Genomic DNA, 22,925 nt, shown 5'->3' on the forward strand with positions numbered 1-22,925 from the left:
CGCAATAAATACGACATTGCGACGCAACACACCGCGCCTAGCGGCCCCTCGACGCACAACAAAAGGGGCCTTCCATGCATCGTCGACTCACATTCCTGCTCGCATCCGCCGCCACCATGACAATCGCCGCGCCGATCTCGGCGCAGGCGCCGGACGCGGAAGCCGCCGCCGAGGAAATCATCGTCTTCGGTCGCGGTGAAACGCGCCAGGTTCAGGAAATCACGGCGGCCGACATCGTCACGCTGACGCCCGGCTCCAGCCCGATCAAGGCGATCGAAAAGCTGCCCAGCGTCAACGTCCAGGCATCGGACCCGTTCGGCAACTATGAATGGTCGACGCGCGTCACCATCCGCAGCTTCAGCCAGGCGCAGCTCGGCTTCAACTTCGATGGCATCCCGCTCGGCGACATGAGCTACGGCAACCATAACGGCCTGCACATCAGCCGCGCGATCAGCTCGGAAAATATCGGCACGGTCCGCGTCTCGCAGGGTGCCGGCGCGATCGACACGCAGTCGACCAACAATCTGGGCGGCACGGTCGAATATTTCTCGGCGGACCCGCTCGACCATTTCGACGTCCGTGCCGGCGCGACATACGGCAGCGACGAGACCATCCGGGGTTTCGTGCGCGTCAATGTCGGCAGCCCGGACGGCTTTCGCGGTTATGTCTCCTATGGCTACGGCACCACCGACAAGCACAAGGGTATCGGCACGCAGGATCAACATCTCGTCAACGCCAAGGGTGTGCTGCCGGTCGGTGACGGCCAGCTCGACGCCTGGTTCAGCTATTCCGACCGGCGCGAACAGGACTATCAGGACATGTCGCTCGATATGCTCGATCGTCTGGGCTACGACTGGGACAATAGCTATCCCGATTATGCCCGGGCGATCGATTATGCCCGGCGCCTCAATGACGTCGATCTGTTCAGCAATACCGGCGGCTCACCCTTCCCGGACGGCCGATACGATTATAGCGGCGCGCCGGTGGCCGGCGGTCAAGTCTATCCCGGCAATGTGACCAGCGCCGACGACGCCTATTATGACGCCGCGGGCCTGCGCAAGGACACGCTCGCCGCGCTTGGCTACAGCACGCCGATCGGCGAGCGCACCAACGTCGCGATCAAGGGCTATTTCCACCATAATGAAGGCATGGGCCTGTGGGGCACCCCCTACACGCCGAGTCCCAATGGCGTGCCGATGTCGGTCCGCACGACCGAATATGACATCAACCGCTTCGGCCTGTTCGGCTCGACGGATTTCACGATGGGCATCAACGAGATCAGGGTGACCGGCTGGTACGAGCACAACAAGTTCAACCAGGCGCGCCGCTTCTATGCCTATGCCAGCATGACGGAACCGGGCCTCAGCTTCCGCGACTATCCGACCAGCCCGTTCTTCACGCAGTGGAACTTCAACTACTACACCGACACGCTGGAATATTCGGTGCAGGACAATATCGACCTCGGCCGAATTAAGCTGAACATCGGCTGGAAGGGCTACAGGGTCAAAAACCGCGCCGAGGCGATCATCAAGAACGTCTATCCCGAAGGCCGGTTCAAGACCGAAGACTGGTTCCAGCCAGCCGTGGGCGCCGTCTTCGAAATTGACGGCAATGCAGAACTGTTCGCCAGCTTCAGCCAGGCGACGCGCGCCTTCCCGACTGTCAACGGCAGTATCTGGGGCACGTCGCAGGCGGGCTTCGACGCCATCAAGAACAGCATCAAGCCGGAAACCTCCGACACCTACGAAGCCGGCGCGCGCTACAATAGCTCGAAGTTCAACGGCCTCGTCGGCGTCTATCTGGTGAACTTCAGCAATCGCCTGCTCGGCATCGCCTCCGGCCCGGACATCATCGGCAGCCCGTCGGTCCTCGCCAATGTCGGCGGCGTGCGCTCGATCGGCATCGAGGCCGCCGGCGACTACAAGCTCACCCGCGCGGTGAGCCTGTTCGCGTCCTACACCTATACCGACGCCACCTATCGCGACAATGTCGTCGATGGTGCGGGCAAGGTGACCCTGCTCGCGGGCAAGACCGTGGTCGATGCCCCCAGGCACATGGCGCGCGGCGAGTTGGCCTATGATGATGGCGCCTTGTTCGCCAAGGTTTCGGTCAATTACATGTCGAGGCGCTACTTCAATTATCTGAACGACCGGTCGGTCCCCGGCCGCGCGCTGGTGGATGCCGCGCTCGGCTATCGCTTCGGTATGGGCGACGATGACAAGCGCTTCGAGATCCAGCTCAACGCCTCCAACCTGTTCGACAAGAAGTATATCGGCACGATCAACTCGGCGGGCACGGGCGACAGCGGCGATCGCCAGACGCTGTTGGTGGGCGCGCCGCAGCAGTTCTTCGTGACGCTGAAGGCCGGCTACTGATGGCCCGGCTCGCTCTCGTCGCCAGCCTCGTCCTCGCCGCGACCTCAGTCGCGGCGGGAGCCGAGCCGGTCCTGATGATCTCGATCGACGGGCTGCGGCCCGCCGACGTGATCGAAGCCGAGAAGCGCGGCCTCAAGGTGCCGAACCTGCGGCGCTTCGTGCAGGACGGCGCTTATGCATCGGGCGTGACCGGCGTGCTGCCGACCGTCACCTATCCCAGCCACACAACCTTGCTGACCGGCACCAGCCCGGCCAGACATGGCGTGCTCAGCAACAACACCTTCGATCCGCTCCAGGCCAATTATGACGGCTGGTACTGGTATGCGAGCGACATCAGGCTGCCGACGCTGTGGGACGCTGCCGCTAAGGCCGGGCTTTCCACCGCGAATGTCCACTGGCCGGTCAGCGTGGGCGCGAACGTGCGCTGGAACCTGCCGCAATATTGGCGCGCGGGCACAGCGGACGACGCCAAGCTGATCGCGGCCCTTGCCACGCCGGGTCTCGTCACCACGCTGGAGACGGAGCTGGGCGAGAGCTACGCCGCCGGGATCGACGAGAGCATCGAGGGCGACGAGAAGCGCGGCCGGTTTGCCGTGCGCCTGTTGCAGGACCGCAAGCCGGGCTTCGCGACCGTCTATCTGACCGCGCTCGATCATGAGCAGCATGCCAAGGGACCGGGCACGCCGGAAGCGCATGCAATCCTGGAGCGCATCGACGCCATCGTCGGCAAGCTGGTCGCGGCCGAACTGGCGGCGCAGCCCGATGCCGCCATTGCCGTGGTCAGCGATCATGGCTTCGAGGCGATCAGCACCGAGACCAATCTCTTCCGCGCCTTCATCGACGCGGGGCTGCTGACGCTGGAAGGCAGCAAGATCAAGGACTGGGACGCCGCGCCCTGGATGGCCGGCGGATCGGGCGCGATCGTGCTGAAGCGCCCGGACGATGCGGCTTTGGTCGCAAAGGTGCGCGGCGTGCTGGAGAAGCTCAAGGCCGATCCGGCCGCGAAGGTCAACCGGATCGTCGAGGGTCAGGCGGAGATCGCGAAGCTGGGTGCGACCCCGCAGGCGAGCTTCCTCATCGACTTCGCGCCCGGCGCCAGCGCGGGCGGCTTCGCCAAGGCGGCAGGACCGGTGATCGCCCCGTCCGGCTCGCGCGGCGCGCACGGCTATTTCCCGGATGCGCCCAATCTGCGCTCGTCCTTCTTCATTCTCGGCAAGAGCGTGGCGAAGGGGAAGAATCTCGGCCTCATCGACATGCGCGCCATCGCGCCGACCTTGGCGGGACTGCTCGGCGTGGGCCTGCCCGATGCGGAGTTGCCGGCGCTGGCCGTGAAGGCGAAATAGGCGACCTCTAGCCCCTCCCCTTCAGGGGAGGGGTTGGGGTGGGGCTGGAGGCCCACAATTAAGCGCTGGGCAATCGATGCTAGCGCATCGCCCCCACCCCCTACCCCTCCCCTGAAGGGGAGGGGCTGGAGAATGAGGCCTATTTGCCGCCCTCTTCCGCCAGCAGCGCCTTGGCGCGCTGGTTGAGATACGCGCGGATGCCTTCGGCTTCCTCGGGCTTCAGATAGTCCTTGAAGCTCGCCATGCCGTTCTGCGAGAGCGCGCCCTCGATCACGACCTGCTGCCAGGCTTCCTTCTGGCCGAGCAGGGCCGAGCGGCGCAGGTCCGGATTGACCGGGCCGCCATGGCAGATCTGGCAGTAAGTGAAGAAGAATTTCTGGCCGGTCGCGATTTGCGCGGGCGTGAAGGTCTCTTCGCTCGGGGTCGGCTTGGCGAGCGGGATCGGCGTGTAATCGGGCAGCTTGCCAGTGCCCTTGATCTTGAACGCGATGATGAGGCCGTTCGGCATTCTGTTCTTCATGAACGGCGTGCCGCTCGCCATGCCCATCGAGCCGCCATAGCCGGCCATCACGGCGACATATTGCTCGCCATTCACGCGGTAGGTGATCGGCCCGGCGAGGACGCCGCGATGCGTCTGGAAGGACCAGAGCTTCTTGCCCTTGTCGGCGCTATACGCCTCGAACTCGCCATGCGGCGTGCCCTGGAAGACGAGGTTGCCCGCCGTCGCCAGCGTGCCGCCATTCCACGGCCAGTCGCGCTGGACTTCCCAGACCGGCTTCTGCTGGATCGGGTCGTAAGCGACGAGCTTGCCCTTCACCATGCCTTCGAGCGCCTTGCGGCGACCCTCGACCGTGTCGGGCATGCCCGGGATCGCCGGCGGATCGAGGAAGGAGACGGCGGTGTTCCAGCGGCCCTCGTGAATCTCGAACGGGTTGGCATCGCCATAGACGAGCGGATGCTCCATCGCGGGGATGTAGACGAGGCCGGTCTTGGGCGAATAGCTCATCGGCATCCAGGCATGGGCGCCGATGCCCGACGGGATGATGAGCTGCGGGCCGTTTTCGTAACGCGCATTGGGCTTCTCGATCGGGCGGCCGGTCTTGAGGTCGATGCCCTCGGCCCAGTTCTGATAGGCATAGGGCTTGGCCGAGATCAGCTTGCCGTTGGTGCGATCGACCACATAGAAGAAGGCGTTCTTGGGCGCCTGCATGAAGACCTTGCGGTCCTTGCCGTCGATCTTGAGGTCGGCGAGCATGATGCCCTGCGTGGCGGTATAGTCCCAGGTCTCGCCGGGATTGACCTGATAGTGCCACTTATACTTGCCGGTGTCCGGATCGAGCGAGACGACCGACGAAAGGAAGAGATTGTCGCCCTTGCCCGCACTGCGCCACTTGTGGTTCCAGGGCGAGCCGTTGCCCACGCCAACGAGCAGCTGGTTCAGCTCCTTATCGTAGACAACGCTGTCCCAGACGGTGCCGCCGCCGCCCAGCTTCCAGTAATTCTCGCCATACCAGGTCGGGCGCGCCAGCTTCTCGAGGATTTCGTCCGATGCGGCGCCGTCCGGTCCGGCCTTGGGATCGCCCGGCACGGTGTAGAAGCGCCAGACCAGCTTGCCAGTGTTGGTGTCGTAGGCCGAGATATAGCCGCGCACGCCGAGCTCGGCGCCGCTGTTGCCGATGATGATCTTGTCGCGCACCACGCGCGGGGCCATCGTGATGGTGTAGGGCTTCTTCTGGTCGACGGTGACGACTTCCCAGACCTTCGCGCCGGTCTTGGCGTCGATGGCGATCAGGCGACCGTCGATCGTGCCGACATAGACGCGGCCCTTCCAGACGGCGACGCCGCGATTGACCACGTCGCAACAGGCATGGGCGGCCTTGGAGCCTTCATTCTGCGGATCGAACTGCCAGAGCTGCTTGCCGGTCGCGGCATCCACCGCGACAACCTTCGACCAGGCAGTCGAGGTATAGAGTACGCCATCGACCACGATCGGCGTCGCCTCCTGGCCGCGCGCGGTATCGAGCTCGACGACCCAGGCCGGCTGCAGCTCGCCGATATTGGTGTCGTTGATCTGCGTGAGATTGGAGAAGCGCTGTTCCTGGTTGGTGCGCCCATAGGTCAACCAGTTGTCGTCGTCGCTGGCCGCATTGTCGAGCCGCGCCTGATCGATCGCGCCTGGCCCTTCCAGGGCCTTGTCCTTGCCGCCGCTACAGCTTGCCAGCGCCAGCGCCGCCAGGGCAACGAATGCGAACCGAGCCGTGTGTCGCGCCATTCCCGCTCTCCCCTCGTCCAATCTTGTCGAACCCTGCCGGGTTCCTGTGTTTTCGTTTCATCCCTCGTCCCGGCAACCAAAGCTATGCCGAGACTCGGAAATTACAAACCATGGTAGGTAAATTTTCAAAAAAAGCAAAAGGGGGCTGCCCGAACCGAGCAGCCCCCTTCCCCTTTGGTCTCATCAGAACTTGAACGTCGCGCCCATGTAGAAGCGGCGGCCGTTCAGATCGTAGAAGAACGCATTGTACGGGCTGCCACCTGCGTTGATCGACAGCGTGTTCGCAGGCGGGTTGGTGAGATACTCGGTCTCCGGCGGCGCCTTGTCGAAGATGTTGTCGATGCCGAAGCGGATCGTCGCATCCTTCGTGATGGCATAGCTGCCCGACAGGTTGAACAGGTCATAAGCCGGGGTACCGAAGCGCGTGGGCGACAGCGTGGCCGACTTGGCGCCGGGCAGATGCTGCCACTGCAGCGAGACATTGGCCCCGCCGATGCTGTAACCGAAGGTGTTCAGCATGCGCCAGCGGAAGGCACCGGGGTTGATGCCGTTCTCGCCGACACCCGCCACGCCGCCGGCCTGGGGCCCAAGCGAACCGGCATATTCAACCAGCGTGCCGACCGGAAGCGGCAGACCCGCGGACTTCATCTTGATGAGATAGTTGAAGACCGAATTCAGCGAGAACCGGCCCGGCCCCACATCGAACGCCCAGTCGAGCTGCACGTCCAGACCCGTGGTGCGGAAGCGCCCGAGATTCTGGTAGAAGGTGATGACGTTGCCAAGAGCGCCATCACCCGCGACACGGCCGATCGCCGCGCACGCCGGCGTTGCCGCCGCCGCAGCCGGGCTGCCGGTGATCGCCGGGTTCAACCGCGGATCGAAGCAGAGCTGCTGCGCCGTATCCAGGGTCGGCACGCCGATCGCGTCCTTCACGCGGATATTGTAGTAGTCCACCGACAGACGCAGCGAGCGGAACATCTCGCTTTCGAACGGCGACGTGATCACCGTACCGAGCGTCCAGGTATCCGCCGTCTCCGGCTTGATCGACGCATTGCCCGCGACAGACGGGAAGGCGAAGGTGAAGAAGCCGTTGTTGATGTAGAAGGTCGGATCGCTGTAATATTTCTGCGAGGTTGCCGGGTTCGCCTTGTTCATCAGGATTTCGCAGACGGCACGGACATTGGCGGCGTTGGCGTTGACCGGGTTCGCCGACCAGCTCCTGCCGTTGCTGAGCGCGCAGACGTCACCGCCGCCGGCTGCCGCGAAGGTCTGCTGCGGAGCCAGATAGAGTTCGGCCACGTTCGGCGAGCGCTCAGCCTTGTTGTATCCGCCACGGAAACGCAGCCAGTCGTTCACCTGCCAGTCGCCCATGATCTTCCAGGTGAAGCTGCTGCCGGTGGTGTTGTAGTGCGAGGTACGCGCACCGAGCTCCAGCTCCCACTTCTTCACGAAGGGAAGATCGGCAAGGACGGGCACGAGCAACTCGCCGTACAGTTCGTCCGCCTTGATCACGCCGCGCGAGTTGCCGCTCGGATAGATGCCGATGGTCTGATCGAGGAAGGACGAGCCCTGCGTGGTCAGCGTGTCGTTCAGGAACTCGTAGCGGTTCTGACGATGGCTGGCGCCGATGGCGGCGCGCAACGTGCCGGCCGGCAGCTCGAACAGGCCGCCCTGCGCATTGGCTTCCCAGACGGTCTGTTGCATGACAGCGCGCGTCTTCAAGTCGGCCCGGATCGCGTCGATACAATCCTGGCTGATCACAGCCGCCTTGTTGAAAGGATTGAAACCGCTGGTGCAGGTGGCTGCCGATGCGCCGAAGCCGCCCGCCGTCGGATTGCCCTGCGCGCGGAAGCCGGCGCCCCAGTTCGGCGCCGCGATGATCGCGCGGAAGCGCTCGAGCGATGCCGTACCGGTCGTCAGCGAGCTTGTTTCGGATTCGCCGTGCGATCCATAGACTTCCCAGGTCCAGTCGGTGCCCGGAATCTTGCCTTCGAAGCCGGCCTGGATGTTGTAGGTGAACACATCGACCCGCGACTCGCGATTCATGAAATCGAGATAATAGGTCAGCTGCCAGTTGGCCGTCGGATCGGCGCGGCTGTTGAGGATGCTTTGCAGCTCGGTCGGGAGCGCGCGGCCGTCATTGGGAACGGTGGCGGCCCAGCCGTTCACGCTCGGCGAGGGCTGCTGCACGGTGCGGGTCTGCACCTTGCTGAACATGCCCTGCGCGAAGACACCGATCCAGTCGTTGATCTCGTAATTGCCGCGCGTGTAAACATTGAAGCGGTTGAGCGGCAGGACCAGCAATTCATCCTGGAAGTTCTGGCCCAGCAGGCCGTCGACTGTCTTCTTCCACTTGGTGCCGGTCAGATCGCCCTTGAAACGGCTCACGCCGTCGACGTCAGAGCTCTGGAAGAAGCCGGTGAAGGCCGTGCCGTCGGTGTTGAAATAGAGGCGCTCGCCCAGGCCGACCCGGGAGTTGCCGTTCGCGTCCGTGCCGAAAATGGCACCCATGGCGGCGTTCGACGGGTTGTTGCCGGCGATCGGCTGGTAGCCCGAGAAGGTCGGGAAGAACTCGTTGGCGCCGTATTTCGGATTCTTCCAGGCATCGACGAACCAGTCACGGTCGGCGCGGCGCGCGGACTTGCGATCGTTGGTCGCGAAGGCAATGCTGATATTGCCGCGGCCATCGTCGAAATTGGTGCCCATGACACCACCGATTTCATACTCGAAACCGTCGCCATGCTGAGAGACGCCGGCACGGGCATCAAGCTGCAGGCCCTGGAAATTCTTCTTCATGATGAAGTTGACGACGCCGGCCACAGCGTCGGCACCGTAGGTCGCCGAAGCGCCACCGGTGATGATCTCGACGCGCTCGACCGCGGCCGAGGGGATCGTGTTGATGTCGACGACCATCGAGGCGTTGCCCGGCGTCGCGCGACGGCCATCCATCAGCACGAGCGTGCGGTTGGTGCCAAGTCCGCGCAGCGAGATCGTGGCCGCGCCCGGCGTGTTGGTCGCGGTCGCCTGAATGTCGCCGCCCAGAGCGGGCGTCTGCACCGGCGTGAACTGCGGCAGCTTGTTGAGGCTTTGCTCGATCGCCGCGCTGCTGGCGTCCTTCAGCAGGTTCTCGTTGACGGTGACGATCGGGCTGTTTGCCTCATAGTCACGGCGCTGAATGCGCGAACCGGTGATGACGATTGCCTCTTCGGCACCTTCATCGGCGGACTGGGCTTCCTGAGCGAAAGCCACCGAGGGCTGCACGAGCATGTACAGCGCGGTGGTGCATGCAAGCAAAGAGCGCGTGCATGAGGTCTGGAATCTTGAAGACATAGAAATCTCTCTCCCTTCTTTGGGCGCGCAGAACGTGCGCCCTCCAGCTCGCTCGGACAGAAGCTGAGTCGTTCATTTGAAGCGGCCAGCCGCGTCTTCGCGCGTCTGTCTGGCCAAGCTGGTAGTTCGCAAACTAGCTATCATGCTACATTCATTCAAGCGGAGTTTGTCAATTTGGATGAACGCGCAATGTACTGTGCCCGATAGGCCACGACGAATTTTTATCCAATTGTTTTTAATTGATAATTTTCGATGTCATTGACAATGACCGATATGTTCTCGGGTGTATTTCACGTGGTGAAACAGTAGATATTGTCAATCTTATTTTCTTCGCAGGACCGGGCGCACCCGCCCGAAAACATGCGAGCCGTAGCGAGGACATATTGATTCGGGGCCTGAAGCGCGCTCCGGCGAGTGACGTCGGAAGGCGCCCCGATCCGCACGGATCGGCGTTGGGCCTTTCCTACAGCGTTCCGCCCATGGCATGGCCAATCAGCTCTTTGAAAATCGCACGGTCCGAGTGAAATCGGCAGATTTCCGGGATTCCCAAAATCTCCGAGATTTGCCCGACGCCGTAACCTTCATAACCTTCGAAAGAAAGTTGCGCGGATTTGTTCCTATTTCATCCAGGCCTTCCGTCTGGCCGTCAGGAGAGTCGGGGACCGCCCGATCAGGCCAAGACAGTGTTCCTGCGCAGGCAGGAGCCCAGGGTTTCGATAGCAGCCTCAAGCGGCAGGAAAATCCTCCCCTGTCAGCAACTGCGCCGGCGGCGCCTTGATCGCATTGATCTGCGCGAGCGCGACCGGCAGGCGCTGGGTGAGGAAGAAGTCGGCCACCGCGCGCTTGGCCGCAAGAAAGGCCGGATCGCCCTCGCCGGCTTCGAGCTTTGCGGCGGCAAGATCGGCTTGATGACCGAGCAGCCAGCCGCCGATGACCCCGCCGCACAGCGCAAGGAATGGCGTCGCCGCCGCGCCAAGGCCGGTCTGGTCGTGGCCAAGCATGGCCGCGCGCGCATCGGACAGACGGCCGAGCGCCACTTCCATCGCCGTGCGGGACGCGCCGTCGCTCCAGCCCGCGACATCGCGCGCAATGGCGGTCTCCAGCTCGGTCATCGCCGCGCCATTGTCGAGACGCAGCTTGCGCCCGGCGAGGTCCATCGCCTGAATGCCGTTGGTGCCTTCATAGATCGCCGCAATGCGCGCATCGCGATAGTGCCGCGCGACGCCGGTCTCCTCGATGAAGCCGGCGCCGCCATGCACCTGGATGGCGAGGCTCGTCACCTCGATGCCCACATCCGTGCCCCAAGCCTTGCTGATCGGCGTCAGCAGGTCGGCCCGGCGCTTCCAGTAAGCGCGCTTTTCCGGATCGGCCTCCTTGTGCGCGCGATCGACGGCAGCGGCATTGGCATAGACGATGGCGCGCGCTGCCTGCGTCAGGCTGCGCATCGTCATCAGCATGCGCCGCACATCGCCATGGCCGATGATCGGGCCGAACTGCACGCGCTCCTGCGCATAGGCCCGCGCATCCTGCCAGGCACGCTCGGCAATGGCGACGCCCTGATTGCCGACATTGATGCGGGCATGGTTCATCATCGTGAACATGGCGAGCAGCCCGCCATTCTCCTGCCCGACCAGCCATCCAACGCAGTCCCCCGTCTCGCCGAACTGCATCGTACAGGTCGGCGAGGCATGAATGCCCATCTTGTGCTCGATGGCGATGGCGCGGACATCGTTGCGCACGCCGGGATTGCCGTCCGCATCGAGCAGATATTTGGACACGAGGAAGAGGCTGATCCCCTTCGATCCCGCCGGCGCACCGGGCAGCCGCGCGAGGACGAAATGGATGATGTTCTCGGCCAGCTCATGCTCGCCCCAGGTGATGAAGATCTTCTGGCCCTTGAGCCGATAGGTGCCGTCCCCGGCGGGCGTCGCGGTCGTGCGCAGCGCGCCAACGTCCGATCCGGCCTGCGGTTCGGTCAGATGCATCGTGCCCGTCCACTCGCCGGTGACGAGCTTGGGGAGATAAAGCGCCTTCATCGCCTCGTCGCCATGCGCCTGCAGCGCCTCGATGGCGGAGAGGCTGAGCATCGGGCAAAGCGCGAAGGCCATGTTCGCGGCGGTGAACTGCTCCTGCACGGCCACGGAGAGAACGAAAGGAAGCCCCTGCCCGCCCCCTTCCAGACCGGCGGAGAGGCCGTTCCAGCCTGCCGCCGCATAGTCCGCATAGACCTCGGCAAAGCCGTTCGGCAGCGTCACCTTGCCGTCCGCAAAACGCGCGCCTTCGCGGTCGCCAATGGCATTCAGCGGCGCGAAACCCTGCTCGGCGAGGCGAGCTGATTCGGCCAGGATATGCCCCGTCATTTCGGGCGTCGCATCCTCGAAACCGGGCAGGCCACTCAATGCCGTAAGGTCGGCGACCGTCTCCAGAACGAACAATTGTTCCCCGATCGGTGCGCGATAATCGGCCATGCGGCGCTCTCCTGTCTCTTCTTGCCCAATCTGTATCGCGAAAGCTCTCGCTCGTGTAGAGCAAGCCGGTTTGGGGCGCGGATCAGGGGGCGACTGGAACATGGCGGACACAGTCATGACAGCCGGTACGGCAAGACCGGCTTGGTGGAAGCATCTTTATGTGCAGGTGCTGATCGCCATTGCGCTGGGCGTTGCGCTGGGCTCGATCCGGCCGGACTGGGGCGCCGCGATGAAGCCGATCGCCGACGCCTTCATCAAGCTCATCAAGATGGTCATCGCACCGGTGATCTTTCTGACTTTGGTGAGCGGCATCGCGCATATGCGCGCGCTCGGCGAACTGGGCCGCGTGGTGCTGAAGGCGTTCGCCTACTTCATCACCGTCTCGACCTTCGCGCTCATCATCGGGCTTGTCATCGCCAATGTCGTCCAGCCGGGCGCCGGGCTGAACATCGATCCGCGCACGCTCGATGGCAGCGCGGTCGCGGGCTATGTAGGCGAGGCGCAGCATGCCACCATCTCCGCCTTCCTGCTCGACATCATCCCGACCACGCCGCTCTCCGCGCTGACCGAAGGGTCGATCCTGCAGGTGCTGTTCGTCGCGATCCTGGTCGGCGTGTCGATCGCGCTGGTCGGCGATCCGGCCGAGCCGGTGGTGGAGCTGGTCGACCGGCTGGCAGTCATCGTCTTCCGGCTGGTCGCGCTCATCATGCGCCTCGCCCCGCTGGGCGCTTTCGCGGCCATGGCCTTCACCATCGGCCATTATGGCCTCGGCGTCCTCGCCAATCTCGCCGGGCTGGTCGCGACTTTCTACGTGACTTCGCTGCTGTTCGTGCTGATCGTGCTGGGCACTATCGCGCGGCTCAACGGCTTCTCGGTGCTGCGCCTCATCGCCTATCTCAAGAGCGAGCTGTTGCTGGTGCTCGGCACCTCCTCCTCGGAAGCTGCCCTGCCCCCGCTTATCGCGCGCCTCGAATCCGCGGGCTGCGCGCCGGGCGTCGTCGGGCTCGTCGTGCCGCTCGGCTACAGCTTCAATCTCGACGGCACGAACATCTACATGACGCTCGCGGCCCTCTTCATCGCGCAAGCATGCGGCGTCGATCTCTCGCTCGCCGAGCAGATCGCGCTGCTGGCGGTCGCCGTCATCTCCAGCAAGGGCGCGGCCGGCGTGACCGGCGCGGGCTTCATCACGCTGGCCGCCACACTCGCCGTCGTGCCGAGCGTGCCGATCGCCGGCATGGCACTGATCCTGGGCATCGACCGCTTCATGAGCGAGTGCCGCGCGCTCACCAACTTCGTCGGCAATGCCGTCGCAACGATCGTCGTCGCGCGCTGGGAAGGCGCTCTGGACAAGGACATGCTGGACCGCGCGCTGCGCCCGCGCGATCAATGACGGTCTTGCGTCAAGGCTTGTGGGTTGGCCGCGCAAGGCCTAGATTGTGGGCATGGCCACGCACGCCCACAATCATCACGACCATGCCGAACCGACCGGCAGGAGCCTGACCAAGGCCGCCCGCGAGGTGCTGGAAGCGCAGGGCGAGCAATGGACGGACATGCGCGGCGACATTTTCGCGGTGCTTGCGGCCGAGGACAAGCCGGCCTCCGCCTATGATATTGCCGACAAGGTCTCGAAGAAACGCGGCAAGCGCGTGGCGCCCAACAGCGTCTATCGCATCCTCGACCTGTTCGTGACGAACAACCTCGCCCAGCGCGTCGAGAGCGCCAATGCCTATATCGTGAATGCGCATCCCGGCTGCCTTCACGATTGCATCTTCCTGGTGTGCAAGGTCTGCCACGAGGCGACGCATATCGATGACGACGCACTGACCGGTCAGGTCCGCGGTGTCGCCAGCCACGAGGGTTTCAAGGCCGATCGGCCCGTCATCGAAGTGCTCGGCACCTGCGCCAAGTGCAGTTGAGAGCGACGCCCTACCAGATCTGACGGATCAGCCTGCCTTCCGCACCGGCGACGTATGCCGATCGATGATGAACGCGGCGACCAGCACCAGCACGGCGCAGACGGCCAGCACGCTGAAGAAGGGGATGACGCTCCCTGCACCCAGATTGAGCAGCGCGCCGCCAAAGCCGCTCGCGCTGATCGCACCGACGCGGCTCATGAAGATGCCGAAGCCAATGCCCGCCGAGCGGCAGGACTGCGGATAGCCCGCGACCATGATGACATACATGACCGCGATGCCACCGCTGAACACGGCGCCGGCCGCGGCGATCAGCACCAGCACCAGCATGCGCTCATCGTCCGTGGGCGTGGCCGACATCGTCTCGACGGCGAACGCCGCGCTCACCATGAGCAGGACCAGGGTCACGCTGATGAGCGCCATCACCCGGAACGAGCCGAGCCGGCGCGTCAGCATGCCCGCGGCGATCGACCCCAGCATCGAGGTGATGCCAGCGATCGAGACGACATTGCCGGCCTGCGCGAGCGTGAAGCCGCCGGCGGTCAGGAAGGTCGTCGACCAGTTGAGGATGCCATAGGCGTTGAGCGCCAGCGCCGCGAACGCGATACCGATGCCGATGTTGAGCCGCGCATTGGTGCGATGAAGCACGCCGATCGAGACGCCCCCGTCCCCATCGGTATCGTGGCGCTCGGCCGCCAGAACGATATCTTCCTTGAGCAAGCGCCGCGCCGTGCGCGTGGCCTGATCCGCTTTGCCGCGCGCCATCAGGAAGGACGGGCTGTCGCGCAAGACGACGAGGATGATGATGACCAGAGCCAGTGTCGCGATGCCGACGATGGCGAACGCCGAGCGCCAGCCATAGGCCTCCGCCAGCACCGGGCCGAGCCAGCCGACGACCGTGCCGCCGACCGGTGTTCCTACCGACAATGTGCTGATCGTGACCGGACGCAGCCGCTCGGGCAGCCACTCGCTCGCCATCGCCAGCGCGTTGGCATAGGCCGCGCCGAAACCGAGTCCGCCGATCACGCGCCACCCGGCCATGTGCCACACGCCGTCCGCCTGCCCGGCCGCGACCGTCGCGAGCGCGAACACCAGCGCCGCGAGCGCCAGCGTGTAGCGCCGGCCGATCTTGTCACCGAGCCATCCACCGCCGAAAGCGCCGAGGCCGAAGCCGACCAGCGCCGCGCTCATCGCGATGCCGAACGTGCCGCGATCAACGCCGAAATCGGCGATCACCAGCGGCGCGACGATGCCCAGAAGCTGCATGTCGATGCCGTCGCTGACCAGGATCAGCATGCAGACGGCGACCGTCACCCACTGGAAGACGCGCATCGGCGTGCGCGAGATTGCCTGATCGAACGTCGTGGCGGCTGACGCGGCCATCCTCTTCTCCTCCCCATATCGTTGATTTGTCATCTAACCGGTCCCTCCGGCTTTGTCGAAGGGGGGAAGGCAATAAGTCTTGATCGAGCCGGACAGCGACGAAAGCTCAGGCCGAACGCCGGAAAATGGGCGTGAAGCGCGCCAGCAGCAGGATGGCCGTGGGCCAGAACATCGTATTCCAGACATCCTTCCAGTTGGCGGCCCAATAGACCTTCCGCTCGTAGGTGATCGTATCGAAAATGTCCCATGCCTCACCGGCGAAAGCCGCTGCCAGTACGAGCAGCCAAGGCTTCCACTGGCCCGGCCGCCAGCGCCAGACCAGCATCGAGCCGAAGAAGAGGATAAGCGCGACATAGATATGCAGCGCATCCTTGGCGAGATGCAGGTGCGAAGCCAGCCAGAGCTTGCTGTCCTGAAAGGCGGTCATCCGGTCATCCGACCTGCGTCAGGCTGAGCACATTGCCTTCCGGGTCCTTGAACCAGACGATGCGTGCGCCGCCGCCCGGATTCGTCCATATGCCGCGCGCATCCTGGCCGAAACCTTCATAGACCTCGCAGCGGAATCCTGCCGCCTCCAGCCTGTCGAGGGCCCCCTCCAGATCGTCCACTTGCCAGCCCAGCACCGTGTGCGGCGCGGGCACATGGCTCTCGACGGCGGTGAGCCGCAACGTCGTGCCCCCGCCCAGATCATAGGTCGTCGCGAACGGATCCTCGGCCAGTTGCGCCAGGCCCAGCACGTCGCTGTAAAAAGGCTTGAGTGTCGGTACGTCCTTGCTCAGCACGAAGGCGACTGCCCGGGCATCCTTCAACACGCTCATCGCTTCCCTCCCGCTCCGTATGGTCCTGCACACATAGCAGGATTTGCGCGAAGTCCGTTCGACATTTGCCCCAAAGCGCACTAGATACGCCCCATGACGGACCAGCCCGAAACGCCCCTGCTCGATCAGGTGCGCGAACCCGCCGACTTGCGCAAGCTTGCGCCGGGGCAGCTACGCCAGCTTGCCGACGAACTGCGCGCAGAGACCATTGCCGCCGTTGGTGTCACGGGTGGCCATCTCGGCTCGGGACTCGGCGTCGTCGAGCTGACGACGGCCATCCACTATGTCTTCAACACCCCCGAGGACCGGCTGGTCTGGGACGTCGGGCATCAATGCTATCCGCACAAGATCCTGACCGGGCGCCGGGACCGCATCCGCACCCTGCGCCAGGGCGGCGGCCTTTCCGGCTTCACCAAGCGCAGCGAGAGCGAATACGATCCGTTCGGCGCGGCGCACAGTTCGACCTCGATCAGCGCGGCGCTCGGCTTCGCCGTCGCCAACAAGCTGGCCGGCACGCCGGGCAAGGGCATCGCCGTGATCGGCGACGGCGCCATGTCCGCCGGCATGGCCTATGAGGCGATGAACAATGCCGAGCAGGCCGGCAATCGCCTGATCGTCATCCTAAACGACAATGACATGTCGATCGCGCCGCCGGTCGGCGGACTTTCGGCCTATCTGGCGCGGCTCGTCTCCAGCCGCGAGTTTCTCGGCCTGCGCGATGTGCTCAAGAAGCTCGCCCGCAAGCTGCCGCGCCCGCTGCATCACGCCGCGAAGAAGACCGACGAGTTCGCGCGCGGCATGGCGATGGGCGGCACCCTCTTCGAGGAGCTGGGCTTCTATTATGTCGGCCCGATCGACGGCCATAATCTCGATCAGCTCATCCCCGTGCTGGAGAATGTGCGCGACGCGGCGGAAGGCCCGTGCCTCGTCCATGTCGTGACCGTGAAGGGCAAGGGCTATGGCCCCGCCGAGGCGGCGGCGGATAAATATCACGGCGTTCAGAAGTTCAACGTCGTCACCGGCGAGCAGGACAAGGCGCCCGCCGGTCCGCCCAGCTACACCAATGTCTTTGCCAAGGCGCTGATGGCCGAGGCCGCGCGCGACGAGAAGATCCTGGCGATCACAGCCGCGATGCCCTCCGGCACCGGGCTGGACAAGTTCCAGCAAGCCTTCCCGGATCGCTGCTTCGATGTCGGCATTGCCGAGCAGCATGCCGTGACCTTCGCCGCGGGTCTGGCAGCGCAGGGCATGCGCCCGTTCACGACCATCTACTCGACCTTCCTGCAGCGCGCTTATGATCAGGTCGTCCACGACGTGGCGATCCAGAACCTGCCGGTACGCTTCGCGATCGACCGCGCGGGGCTGGTCGGCGCGGACGGCAGCACCCATGCGGGCAGTTTCGACGTGACCTATCTCGCAACGCTCCCGAACTTTGTGGTGATGGCGGCGGCCGACGAGGTCGAGCTGGTCCACATGATCCACACCGCCGCCTGCCACGACAGCGGGCCGATCGCGGTGCGTTATCCGCGCGGCAACGGCATCGGCCTTGCCCTGCCCGAGACGCCGGAGCGGCTCGAGATCGGCAAGGGCCGGATCGTGCGCGAGGGCAAGAAGGTGGCGATCCTCTCGCTCGGCACCCGCCTCGCCGAAGCACTCAAGGCCGCCGATGCGCTCGACGCGCGCGGGCTCTCGACCACCGTCGCCGACCTGCGCTTCGCCAAGCCGCTCGACGAGGCGCTGATCCGCAAACTGCTCACCACGCATGAAGTGGCTGTCACCGTCGAGGAAGGCGCGATCGGCGGCCTCGGCGCGCATGTGCTGACGCTGGCCAGCGACGAAGGCCTGACCGACGCCGGCCTCAAGATCCGCACCATGCGCCTGCCGGACGTCTTCCAGGACCAGGACAAGCCCGAGAAGCAATATGACGAAGCGCGACTCAATGCGCCGCATATTGTCGAGACGGTGCTGGCGGCGCTGCGGCACAACAGTGCGGGCGTCGAGGAGGCCGGGGTCAGGGCGTGACGTCAGGTCAAATCCGCACCGGCATAGGCGGCTGGACGTTCGAGCCATGGCGCGGGACTTTCTATCCGTCCGATCTGCCTAAGGCCAAGGAAGCGGACTATGCCGTCAGCCATCTCGGCACGATCGAGATCAACGGCACATTCTACCGCACCCAGTCGCCCGCGACCTTCGCCAAGTGGCGGGATCAGGCGCCGGCGGGCTTCGTCTATGCCGTGAAGGCGCTGCAATATTGCGTGGCGAAGAAGAAGCTCGCGGAAGCGGGCGAGTCGATCGGCAAGTTCCTCGCCTCGGGGCTTTCCGAACTCGGCGACACGTTCGGCCCGATTCTCTGGCAGTTCCGGCAAACCCGCAAGTTCGACGCGGACGACATCGACGCATTCCTCGCGATGCTGCCTTCACAGATCGACGGCATGCCGGCGCGACATGTGCTGGAGGTACGCCACGAGAGCTTTGCGTGCGCCGAGTTCGTCGAGCTGTTGCGGAAGCATGGCACGGGCGTCGTGGTCGCCGATCATGAGGAGCATCCGCAGATCGCCGACCTGACCGCCGACTTCGTCTATGCGCGACTGATGCGGACGCAGGAGGATGTGCCGACCGGTTATGACGAGGCCGGGCTCGATCGCTGGGCAGGCATCACTCAAGGCTGGGCCAAGGGCGAGCGGCCGGAGGGACTGACCTACGTCACCGAGGGGGCGGCAGACGGCAAGCCGCGCGATGTCTTCGCCTACTTCATCTCGGGCGCGAAAGTGCGGAACCCGGCGGCTGCGATGGCACTGGCGGAGCGATTGGCGAGGTAGCGAGGCAGGTGAGCTATAAAGGAAATCGTGCGGGGGCGATTGCCGCGGGTTTCTTCGTCGGCGGCAGTCTGTTTGTGTGCCTGTCGCTGCTGAGCGTGCTAGTCGTAGTCATGCCGGAAGGCGGCGCGAGGGCCGTCGAGTCCGAGAATGTCGCTCTCGCGATCAGCCTAACCTTGAGCGCCATCTTTGCAGGTTGGGCTGGATGGGTCACGAAACGTTTCTTTGACCGTCGAGCCGGTCGCCAGTGATGAAGGCGCTCACCGCCCGCATCACAGGCTAACGGGCCTTACTGCCCGCCGCCGGTCGCGACGCGCGCGAACTGGCCGTCGCCTTCCGGCGCAGCAACGATGTCCTGCGTGGTCGTGCCCTTGTCGATAACCTGCGTGTCATTGTCACCCACCGAGGAGCGGATGCCGACTTCGGCGAGCGAGCGGCCGGCCTGGCGCAGGGCCGAGGTCTCGCCGGCGCTGCGCGGCGCGGTGCCGCCGAACATGGCTTCGAGCGCCTGCTGCTGCAGATTGTTCTGCTGCGCGGCGGCCGTGCCGGGTGCGGGCGGAGTCAGCGCGAAATCGGGCGGGATGACGAGCGGAGGCTGACGCGAGACGGCCATTTCATCCGGGCGGTCGCGGTTGAACAGGCTCGTGCCGCCACAGGCCGAGAGCGTCGCGACGGCGACGAGAGCGAGCGGCAGGCGTGTAGTTAGGCGCATATCAACGAGACTCCTTGGGAGCGGCCTTTTCGCGCAGCAGCAGCGCGCGTGCAAGCAGGATGAGGACACCGATGGTAATGGCGGCATCGGCGAGATTGAAGATGAGGAACGGGCGCCAGTCCCCGATGTGGAAATCGGCATAGTCGATGACGTAGCCGAGGCGCACGCGATCGATGATGTTGCCGATCGCGCCGCCTAGGACGAGGCCGAAGGCGGCAGCGTTGTCGCGCTCGGGCTCGCGCCACAGCCACCAGCCGACGAAGCTGGCAATGGCAAGCGTCATCGCGACCAGCAGCCAGCGGGCCAGCTCCGTCTCGGCATAGAAGAAGCCCATCGAGACGCCGCGATTCTCCGTCCAGGTCAGCTTGAAGAAAGGCAGCAGCTCGATTCCCGCCGCGCCCCAGCTGGGCAGCTGGAGCGTATGCGTCACGAAGAATTTGATGAGCTGGTCGAGGATCAAGATGACCAGCGCGATCGTAATGCCGAGCTTGCGGTGAAGCTTGAGAGCCTCAGTCATGCAAGAATGTCCTCGCACCGTCCGCACAGCGCGCCATCTTCGCTTACCTCGGGCAGCAGGCGCCAGCAGCGGCCGCATTTGTGATCGACGCTCGCCGTCACGGCCGGCGGGCCGTCGTGGGCCATGTCGAATTCGACCTTGGCGACAATGCAATACTCCGCGAACGAACCATCTCTCGGCAAGTCGTCGAGGATCGCCGTCAAGTCGCTGAATTTCACATCAGCTTCCAGGCTCGATCGCACGACCTTCTCCCGCCGAAGCGGCTCAATGGCCTCGTTCACCTGATCGCGCGATGAACGGATCCCCGCCCAGCGCACGCCGAGCGACGGATCGAGCCAGCGATGATCGACGATCGGCCACTCCAGCAGATGGACCGACGCTTCCTCGTCCGGATAGCGCGCTTGCCAGACTTCCTCCGCCGTGAACGGGATGAGCGGCACGGCATAGCGGACCAGCGCATGGAAGAGATGATCGAGTACCGTGCGATAGGCGCGGCGTTTGTCCGTTTCCTTGCCAGTCGCCGGATCGATGTCGCAATAGAGGCAGTCCTTGCGGATATCGAAGAAGAAGGCCGAAAGATCGTTGTTGGCGAACTCGCTCAGCGCGCGTGCGTAGCGGCCGAACTCGAGCCAGTCCTCGCTCTCCTCCTTCTTGTCGACCACGGCGCGCATCTGCGCATCGAGCTCGGCGAGCTTGTGCAGCATATAGCGCTCCAGCTCCGGCATCGTGGAGACGGGCACGCGATCAGCCTCCGAGAAACCGGCAAGGGCACCAAGCAGATAGCGGAAGGTGTTGCGCAGCTTGCGATAGGCGTCTGACGCGCCCGCAAGCACTTCCTTGCCGATGCGCACGTCGTCGAAATAGTCGGTGCTGGCAGCCCAGAGGCGCAGGATGTCCGCGCCGCTCTCGTCGATCACCTTGAGCGGATCGATGACGTTTCCGAGGCTCTTGGACATCTTGCGGCCATGCCCGTCGAGCGCGAAACCGTGCGTCAGCACCGCACCATAAGGCGCGCGGCCGCGCGTGCCGCAGCTCTCCAGCAGCGAGGACTGGAACCAGCCGCGATGCTGATCCGACCCCTCGATGTAGAGATCGGCACGCACATCCTTGCCGTAGCGCGCCTCGACCACGAAGCTGTGGGTGGAGCCGCTGTCGAACCAGACGTCGAGAATATCGTTCACGACTTCATAGTCCTGCAGGTCATAGTCCTTGCCGAGCAGCGACTGGTGATCGGCGCCGAACCAGGCATCCGCCCCGCCCGCCCTGAAGGCCTCGACGATGCGCGCATTGACCGCAGGATCGTTCAGATACTCGCCCGTCTCACGATGGACATAGAGCGCGATCGGCACGCCCCATGCGCGCTGGCGGCTGATGACCCAGTCCGGCCGGTCCGCGACCATCGCGTGAATGCGGTTGCGCGAGCGTGCCGGCACCCAGCGCGTGTGCTCGATCGCGTCCAAAGCGACCTCGCGCAACGTCGGGCCGTTCGGAATGCTATGATCGGGCGTCTCGGGATGCACGCCGAGCGCAACCGCCGCGCCAACGCCGGCCATGAGACGCGGCACAACGAAATCGGATGCGGTCGCCGCCTTGTCCATCGGGATGAACCATTGCGGCGTGCAGCGATAGATGATGCGCGCCTTGGAGCGCCAGGAGTGCGGATAGCTATGCTGGAAGGCGCTGGCCGCGAGCAAAGCGCCGGCGTCCTGCAGGTCCGAGCAGATCGGCCCGTCCGGCCCGTTGAAGCGCGGATTGATGACGCTGTTCGAGCGCTCATCGCCGCGCGGTAGCCAGAGCCAGTCGGCGCGATAGACGCCGTCCGCCTCGACCGCGAAGACGGGATCGATGCCATGTGGCTTGCAGGCGACGAAGTCTTCCTCGCCATGGTCCGGCGCCATGTGGACGAGGCCGGTGCCGGCATCGATCGTGACGTGATCGGCGGAAATGAACGGCCGCGGACGGGCGAAGAAGCCGCCAAGATGATGCATCGGGTGCCGCGCCACGGCGCCTGCGAACAGCACGCCTTTCAGCAGGCAGAGGAACTCTTCCATCCCGATGCCGGTGCGCTTCGCGAAGGCTTCGACCAGCGGCTCGCAGACGATGTAGGTCTGGCCGCCGCTCCGAAACACCAGATAATCGAGCGACTTGCCATAAGCGATCGCCTGATTGACCGGGATCGTCCAGGGCGTGGTCGTCCAGATGACCGCGCGCGCGCCGACGAATTCGGGCGCTTCGGGCATCTCGACGATCTCGAACGCCACGTCGATCTGGGTCGAGGTCACATCCTCATATTCGACTTCGGCCTCGGCCAGCGCGGTCTTCTCAACCGGCGACCACATGACCGGCTTGGCGCCGCGATAAAGCTGGCCACTTTCGGCGAACTGCAGCAGTTCGCCGACGATCGCCGCCTCCGCCTCATATTTCATGGTGAGATAGGGATCGTCCCAATCGCCCATGATGCCGAGCCGCTTGAACTGCTCGCGCTGCACGCCGACCCACTTGTCCGCATAGGCGCGGCACTGGGCGCGGAATTCCTGCGGCGGAACCTCGTCCTTGTTCTGCTTCTTCTTGCGATATTCTTCCTCGATCTTCCATTCGATCGGGAGACCGTGGCAATCCCAGCCGGGCACATAGGGCGCATCCTTGCCGAGCAGGGTCTGGCTGCGGACAATGATGTCCTTCAGCACCTTGTTCATGGCATGGCCCATGTGGATGTCGCCATTGGCATAAGGCGGCCCATCATGGAGGATGAAGCGCTCGCGGCCAGCGCGGGCCTTGCGCAGCTTGCCGTAGAGATCCAGAGCTTCCCAGCGCGCGAGAATGCCCGGCTCCTTCTGTGCGAGGCCGGCCTTCATCGGAAAGTCGGTCTGGGGCAGGAAGACGGTGCTTTTATAGTCTGGCTGGTCGGTCATGGTCGGCCGCATCTAGCAAGGCCCGTTCGTCCTGAGTAGCCGCTGAGCGATGTCGAGGCGGCGTAT

The 22,925-nt window shown here is 64.5% G+C and carries 16 protein-coding genes; 7 read left to right on the forward strand and 9 right to left on the reverse strand.

All coding sequences use genetic code 11. From position 1 onward, the window contains the following. Nucleotides 1-74: 74 nt before the first annotated feature. Both KM135_RS10530 and KM135_RS10535 read left to right on the forward strand, forming a co-directional pair. A complete protein-coding gene (locus tag KM135_RS10530; protein WP_221713964.1) occupies nt 75-2,375 on the forward strand; it encodes a TonB-dependent receptor in 2,301 nt (766 codons plus the stop codon). Further along, a complete protein-coding gene (locus tag KM135_RS10535) occupies nt 2,375-3,718 on the forward strand; it encodes an alkaline phosphatase family protein (RefSeq protein WP_221713965.1) in 1,344 nt (447 codons plus the stop codon). The genes KM135_RS10530 and KM135_RS10535 overlap by 1 nt, the downstream gene beginning before the upstream one ends. A 139-nt stretch (nt 3,719-3,857) precedes the next feature. Here the strand turns inward: KM135_RS10535 and KM135_RS10540 are convergent, their stop codons facing one another. The 3 genes from KM135_RS10540 to KM135_RS10550 form a co-directional block, all read right to left on the reverse strand. Further along, nucleotides 3,858-5,990: a PQQ-dependent dehydrogenase, methanol/ethanol family gene (locus KM135_RS10540; protein ID WP_221713966.1), complete on the reverse strand. Its 2,133-nt coding sequence runs from the start codon at nt 5,988-5,990 to the stop codon at nt 3,858-3,860. 183 nt (nt 5,991-6,173) lie between these two features. Next, nucleotides 6,174-9,257 (reverse strand): TonB-dependent receptor plug domain-containing protein, encoded by a 3,084-nt coding sequence (locus tag KM135_RS10545; RefSeq protein ID WP_246605934.1) that lies wholly within the window; start codon nt 9,255-9,257, stop codon nt 6,174-6,176. Between the two features lie 788 nt (nt 9,258-10,045). Next, nucleotides 10,046-11,788, reverse strand: a complete 1,743-nt coding sequence (locus KM135_RS10550) for an acyl-CoA dehydrogenase (protein WP_221713968.1) — start codon at nt 11,786-11,788, stop codon at nt 10,046-10,048. Nucleotides 11,789-11,888: 100 nt separating this feature from the next. On the opposite strand from KM135_RS10550, the gene dctA reads away from it, so the two are divergent. Then, the gene (dctA, locus tag KM135_RS10555) at nt 11,889-13,178 is read left to right on the forward strand and encodes a C4-dicarboxylate transporter DctA (protein ID WP_221713969.1); all 1,290 of its coding nucleotides are present in this window, start codon (nt 11,889-11,891) and stop codon (nt 13,176-13,178) included. A 52-nt stretch (nt 13,179-13,230) separates the two neighbouring features. Beyond that, nucleotides 13,231-13,704 carry a Fur family transcriptional regulator gene (locus KM135_RS10560; protein WP_221713970.1) on the forward strand — a complete coding sequence of 158 codons (474 nt, stop codon included), beginning with the start codon at nt 13,231-13,233 and terminating at the stop codon, nt 13,702-13,704. A gap of 27 nt (nt 13,705-13,731) precedes the next feature. On the opposite strand, the gene KM135_RS10565 is transcribed toward KM135_RS10560, so the two are convergent. The 3 genes from KM135_RS10565 to KM135_RS10575 form a co-directional block, all read right to left on the reverse strand. Continuing rightward, nucleotides 13,732-15,084, reverse strand: coding sequence for an MFS transporter (locus KM135_RS10565; protein ID WP_221713971.1), 1,353 nt, complete (start codon nt 15,082-15,084; stop codon nt 13,732-13,734). A gap of 106 nt (nt 15,085-15,190) precedes the next feature. Further along, nucleotides 15,191-15,511 (reverse strand): hypothetical protein, encoded by a 321-nt coding sequence (locus tag KM135_RS10570; protein ID WP_221713972.1) that lies wholly within the window; start codon nt 15,509-15,511, stop codon nt 15,191-15,193. Nucleotides 15,512-15,515: 4 nt separating this feature from the next. After that, nucleotides 15,516-15,902, reverse strand: coding sequence for a VOC family protein (locus KM135_RS10575; RefSeq protein ID WP_221713973.1), 387 nt, complete (start codon nt 15,900-15,902; stop codon nt 15,516-15,518). Between the two features lie 93 nt (nt 15,903-15,995). Between KM135_RS10575 and dxs the strand changes: the two genes are divergently transcribed. From dxs to KM135_RS10590, 3 genes are read left to right on the forward strand one after another with little or no spacing between them, the layout of a single operon-like run. Beyond that, the gene (gene dxs, locus KM135_RS10580) at nt 15,996-17,924 is read left to right on the forward strand and encodes a 1-deoxy-D-xylulose-5-phosphate synthase (protein ID WP_221713974.1); all 1,929 of its coding nucleotides are present in this window, start codon (nt 15,996-15,998) and stop codon (nt 17,922-17,924) included. Next, complete coding sequence (locus tag KM135_RS10585; protein ID WP_221713975.1) at nt 17,921-18,721, forward strand: DUF72 domain-containing protein; 801 nt, start codon at nt 17,921-17,923, stop codon at nt 18,719-18,721. Before dxs ends, KM135_RS10585 begins: the two co-directional genes overlap by 4 nt. Nucleotides 18,722-18,729: 8 nt before the next feature. After that, nucleotides 18,730-18,969, forward strand: a complete 240-nt coding sequence (locus KM135_RS10590) for a hypothetical protein (RefSeq protein WP_221713976.1) — start codon at nt 18,730-18,732, stop codon at nt 18,967-18,969. Nucleotides 18,970-19,007: 38 nt separating this feature from the next. Here the strand turns inward: KM135_RS10590 and KM135_RS10595 are convergent, their stop codons facing one another. Genes KM135_RS10595 through ileS form a run of 3 tightly spaced genes read right to left on the reverse strand, consistent with a single transcriptional unit; the run spans nt 19,008 to nt 22,859 of the window. Beyond that, nucleotides 19,008-19,430: a DUF3035 domain-containing protein gene (locus KM135_RS10595; RefSeq protein ID WP_221713977.1), complete on the reverse strand. Its 423-nt coding sequence runs from the start codon at nt 19,428-19,430 to the stop codon at nt 19,008-19,010. A 1-nt stretch (nt 19,431) separates the two neighbouring features. Next, a complete protein-coding gene (lspA, locus tag KM135_RS10600; RefSeq protein ID WP_221713978.1) occupies nt 19,432-19,947 on the reverse strand; it encodes a signal peptidase II in 516 nt (171 codons plus the stop codon). Beyond that, nucleotides 19,944-22,859, reverse strand: coding sequence for an isoleucine--tRNA ligase (ileS, locus tag KM135_RS10605; RefSeq protein ID WP_221713979.1), 2,916 nt, complete (start codon nt 22,857-22,859; stop codon nt 19,944-19,946). The genes lspA and ileS overlap by 4 nt, the downstream gene beginning before the upstream one ends. Between the last annotated feature and the right edge of the window lie 66 nt (nt 22,860-22,925).

Origin of the sequence: Sphingobium xanthum, assembly GCF_019737615.1 — a bacterium.
GTDB lineage: Bacteria > Pseudomonadota > Alphaproteobacteria > Sphingomonadales > Sphingomonadaceae > Sphingobium > Sphingobium xanthum.

What these genes read in the sequence shown, in the direction of transcription:
- KM135_RS10530 (WP_221713964.1), top strand. Translation starts at nt 75, where the DNA reads ATGCATCGTCGACTCACATTCCTGCTCGCATCCGCCGCCACCATGACA.
- KM135_RS10535 (WP_221713965.1), top strand. Translation starts at nt 2,375, where the DNA reads ATGGCCCGGCTCGCTCTCGTCGCCAGCCTCGTCCTCGCCGCGACCTCA.
- KM135_RS10540 (WP_221713966.1), bottom strand. Translation starts at nt 5,990, where the DNA reads ATGGCGCGACACACGGCTCGGTTCGCATTCGTTGCCCTGGCGGCGCTG.
- KM135_RS10545 (WP_246605934.1), bottom strand. Translation starts at nt 9,257, where the DNA reads ATGCTCGTGCAGCCCTCGGTGGCTTTCGCTCAGGAAGCCCAGTCCGCC.
- KM135_RS10550 (WP_221713968.1), bottom strand. Translation starts at nt 11,788, where the DNA reads ATGGCCGATTATCGCGCACCGATCGGGGAACAATTGTTCGTTCTGGAG.
- dctA (WP_221713969.1), top strand. Translation starts at nt 11,889, where the DNA reads ATGGCGGACACAGTCATGACAGCCGGTACGGCAAGACCGGCTTGGTGG.
- KM135_RS10560 (WP_221713970.1), top strand. Translation starts at nt 13,231, where the DNA reads ATGGCCACGCACGCCCACAATCATCACGACCATGCCGAACCGACCGGC.
- KM135_RS10565 (WP_221713971.1), bottom strand. Translation starts at nt 15,084, where the DNA reads ATGGCCGCGTCAGCCGCCACGACGTTCGATCAGGCAATCTCGCGCACG.
- KM135_RS10570 (WP_221713972.1), bottom strand. Translation starts at nt 15,511, where the DNA reads ATGACCGCCTTTCAGGACAGCAAGCTCTGGCTGGCTTCGCACCTGCAT.
- KM135_RS10575 (WP_221713973.1), bottom strand. Translation starts at nt 15,902, where the DNA reads ATGAGCGTGTTGAAGGATGCCCGGGCAGTCGCCTTCGTGCTGAGCAAG.
- dxs (WP_221713974.1), top strand. Translation starts at nt 15,996, where the DNA reads ATGACGGACCAGCCCGAAACGCCCCTGCTCGATCAGGTGCGCGAACCC.
- KM135_RS10595 (WP_221713977.1), bottom strand. Translation starts at nt 19,430, where the DNA reads ATGCGCCTAACTACACGCCTGCCGCTCGCTCTCGTCGCCGTCGCGACG.
- lspA (WP_221713978.1), bottom strand. Translation starts at nt 19,947, where the DNA reads ATGACTGAGGCTCTCAAGCTTCACCGCAAGCTCGGCATTACGATCGCG.
- ileS (WP_221713979.1), bottom strand. Translation starts at nt 22,859, where the DNA reads ATGACCGACCAGCCAGACTATAAAAGCACCGTCTTCCTGCCCCAGACC.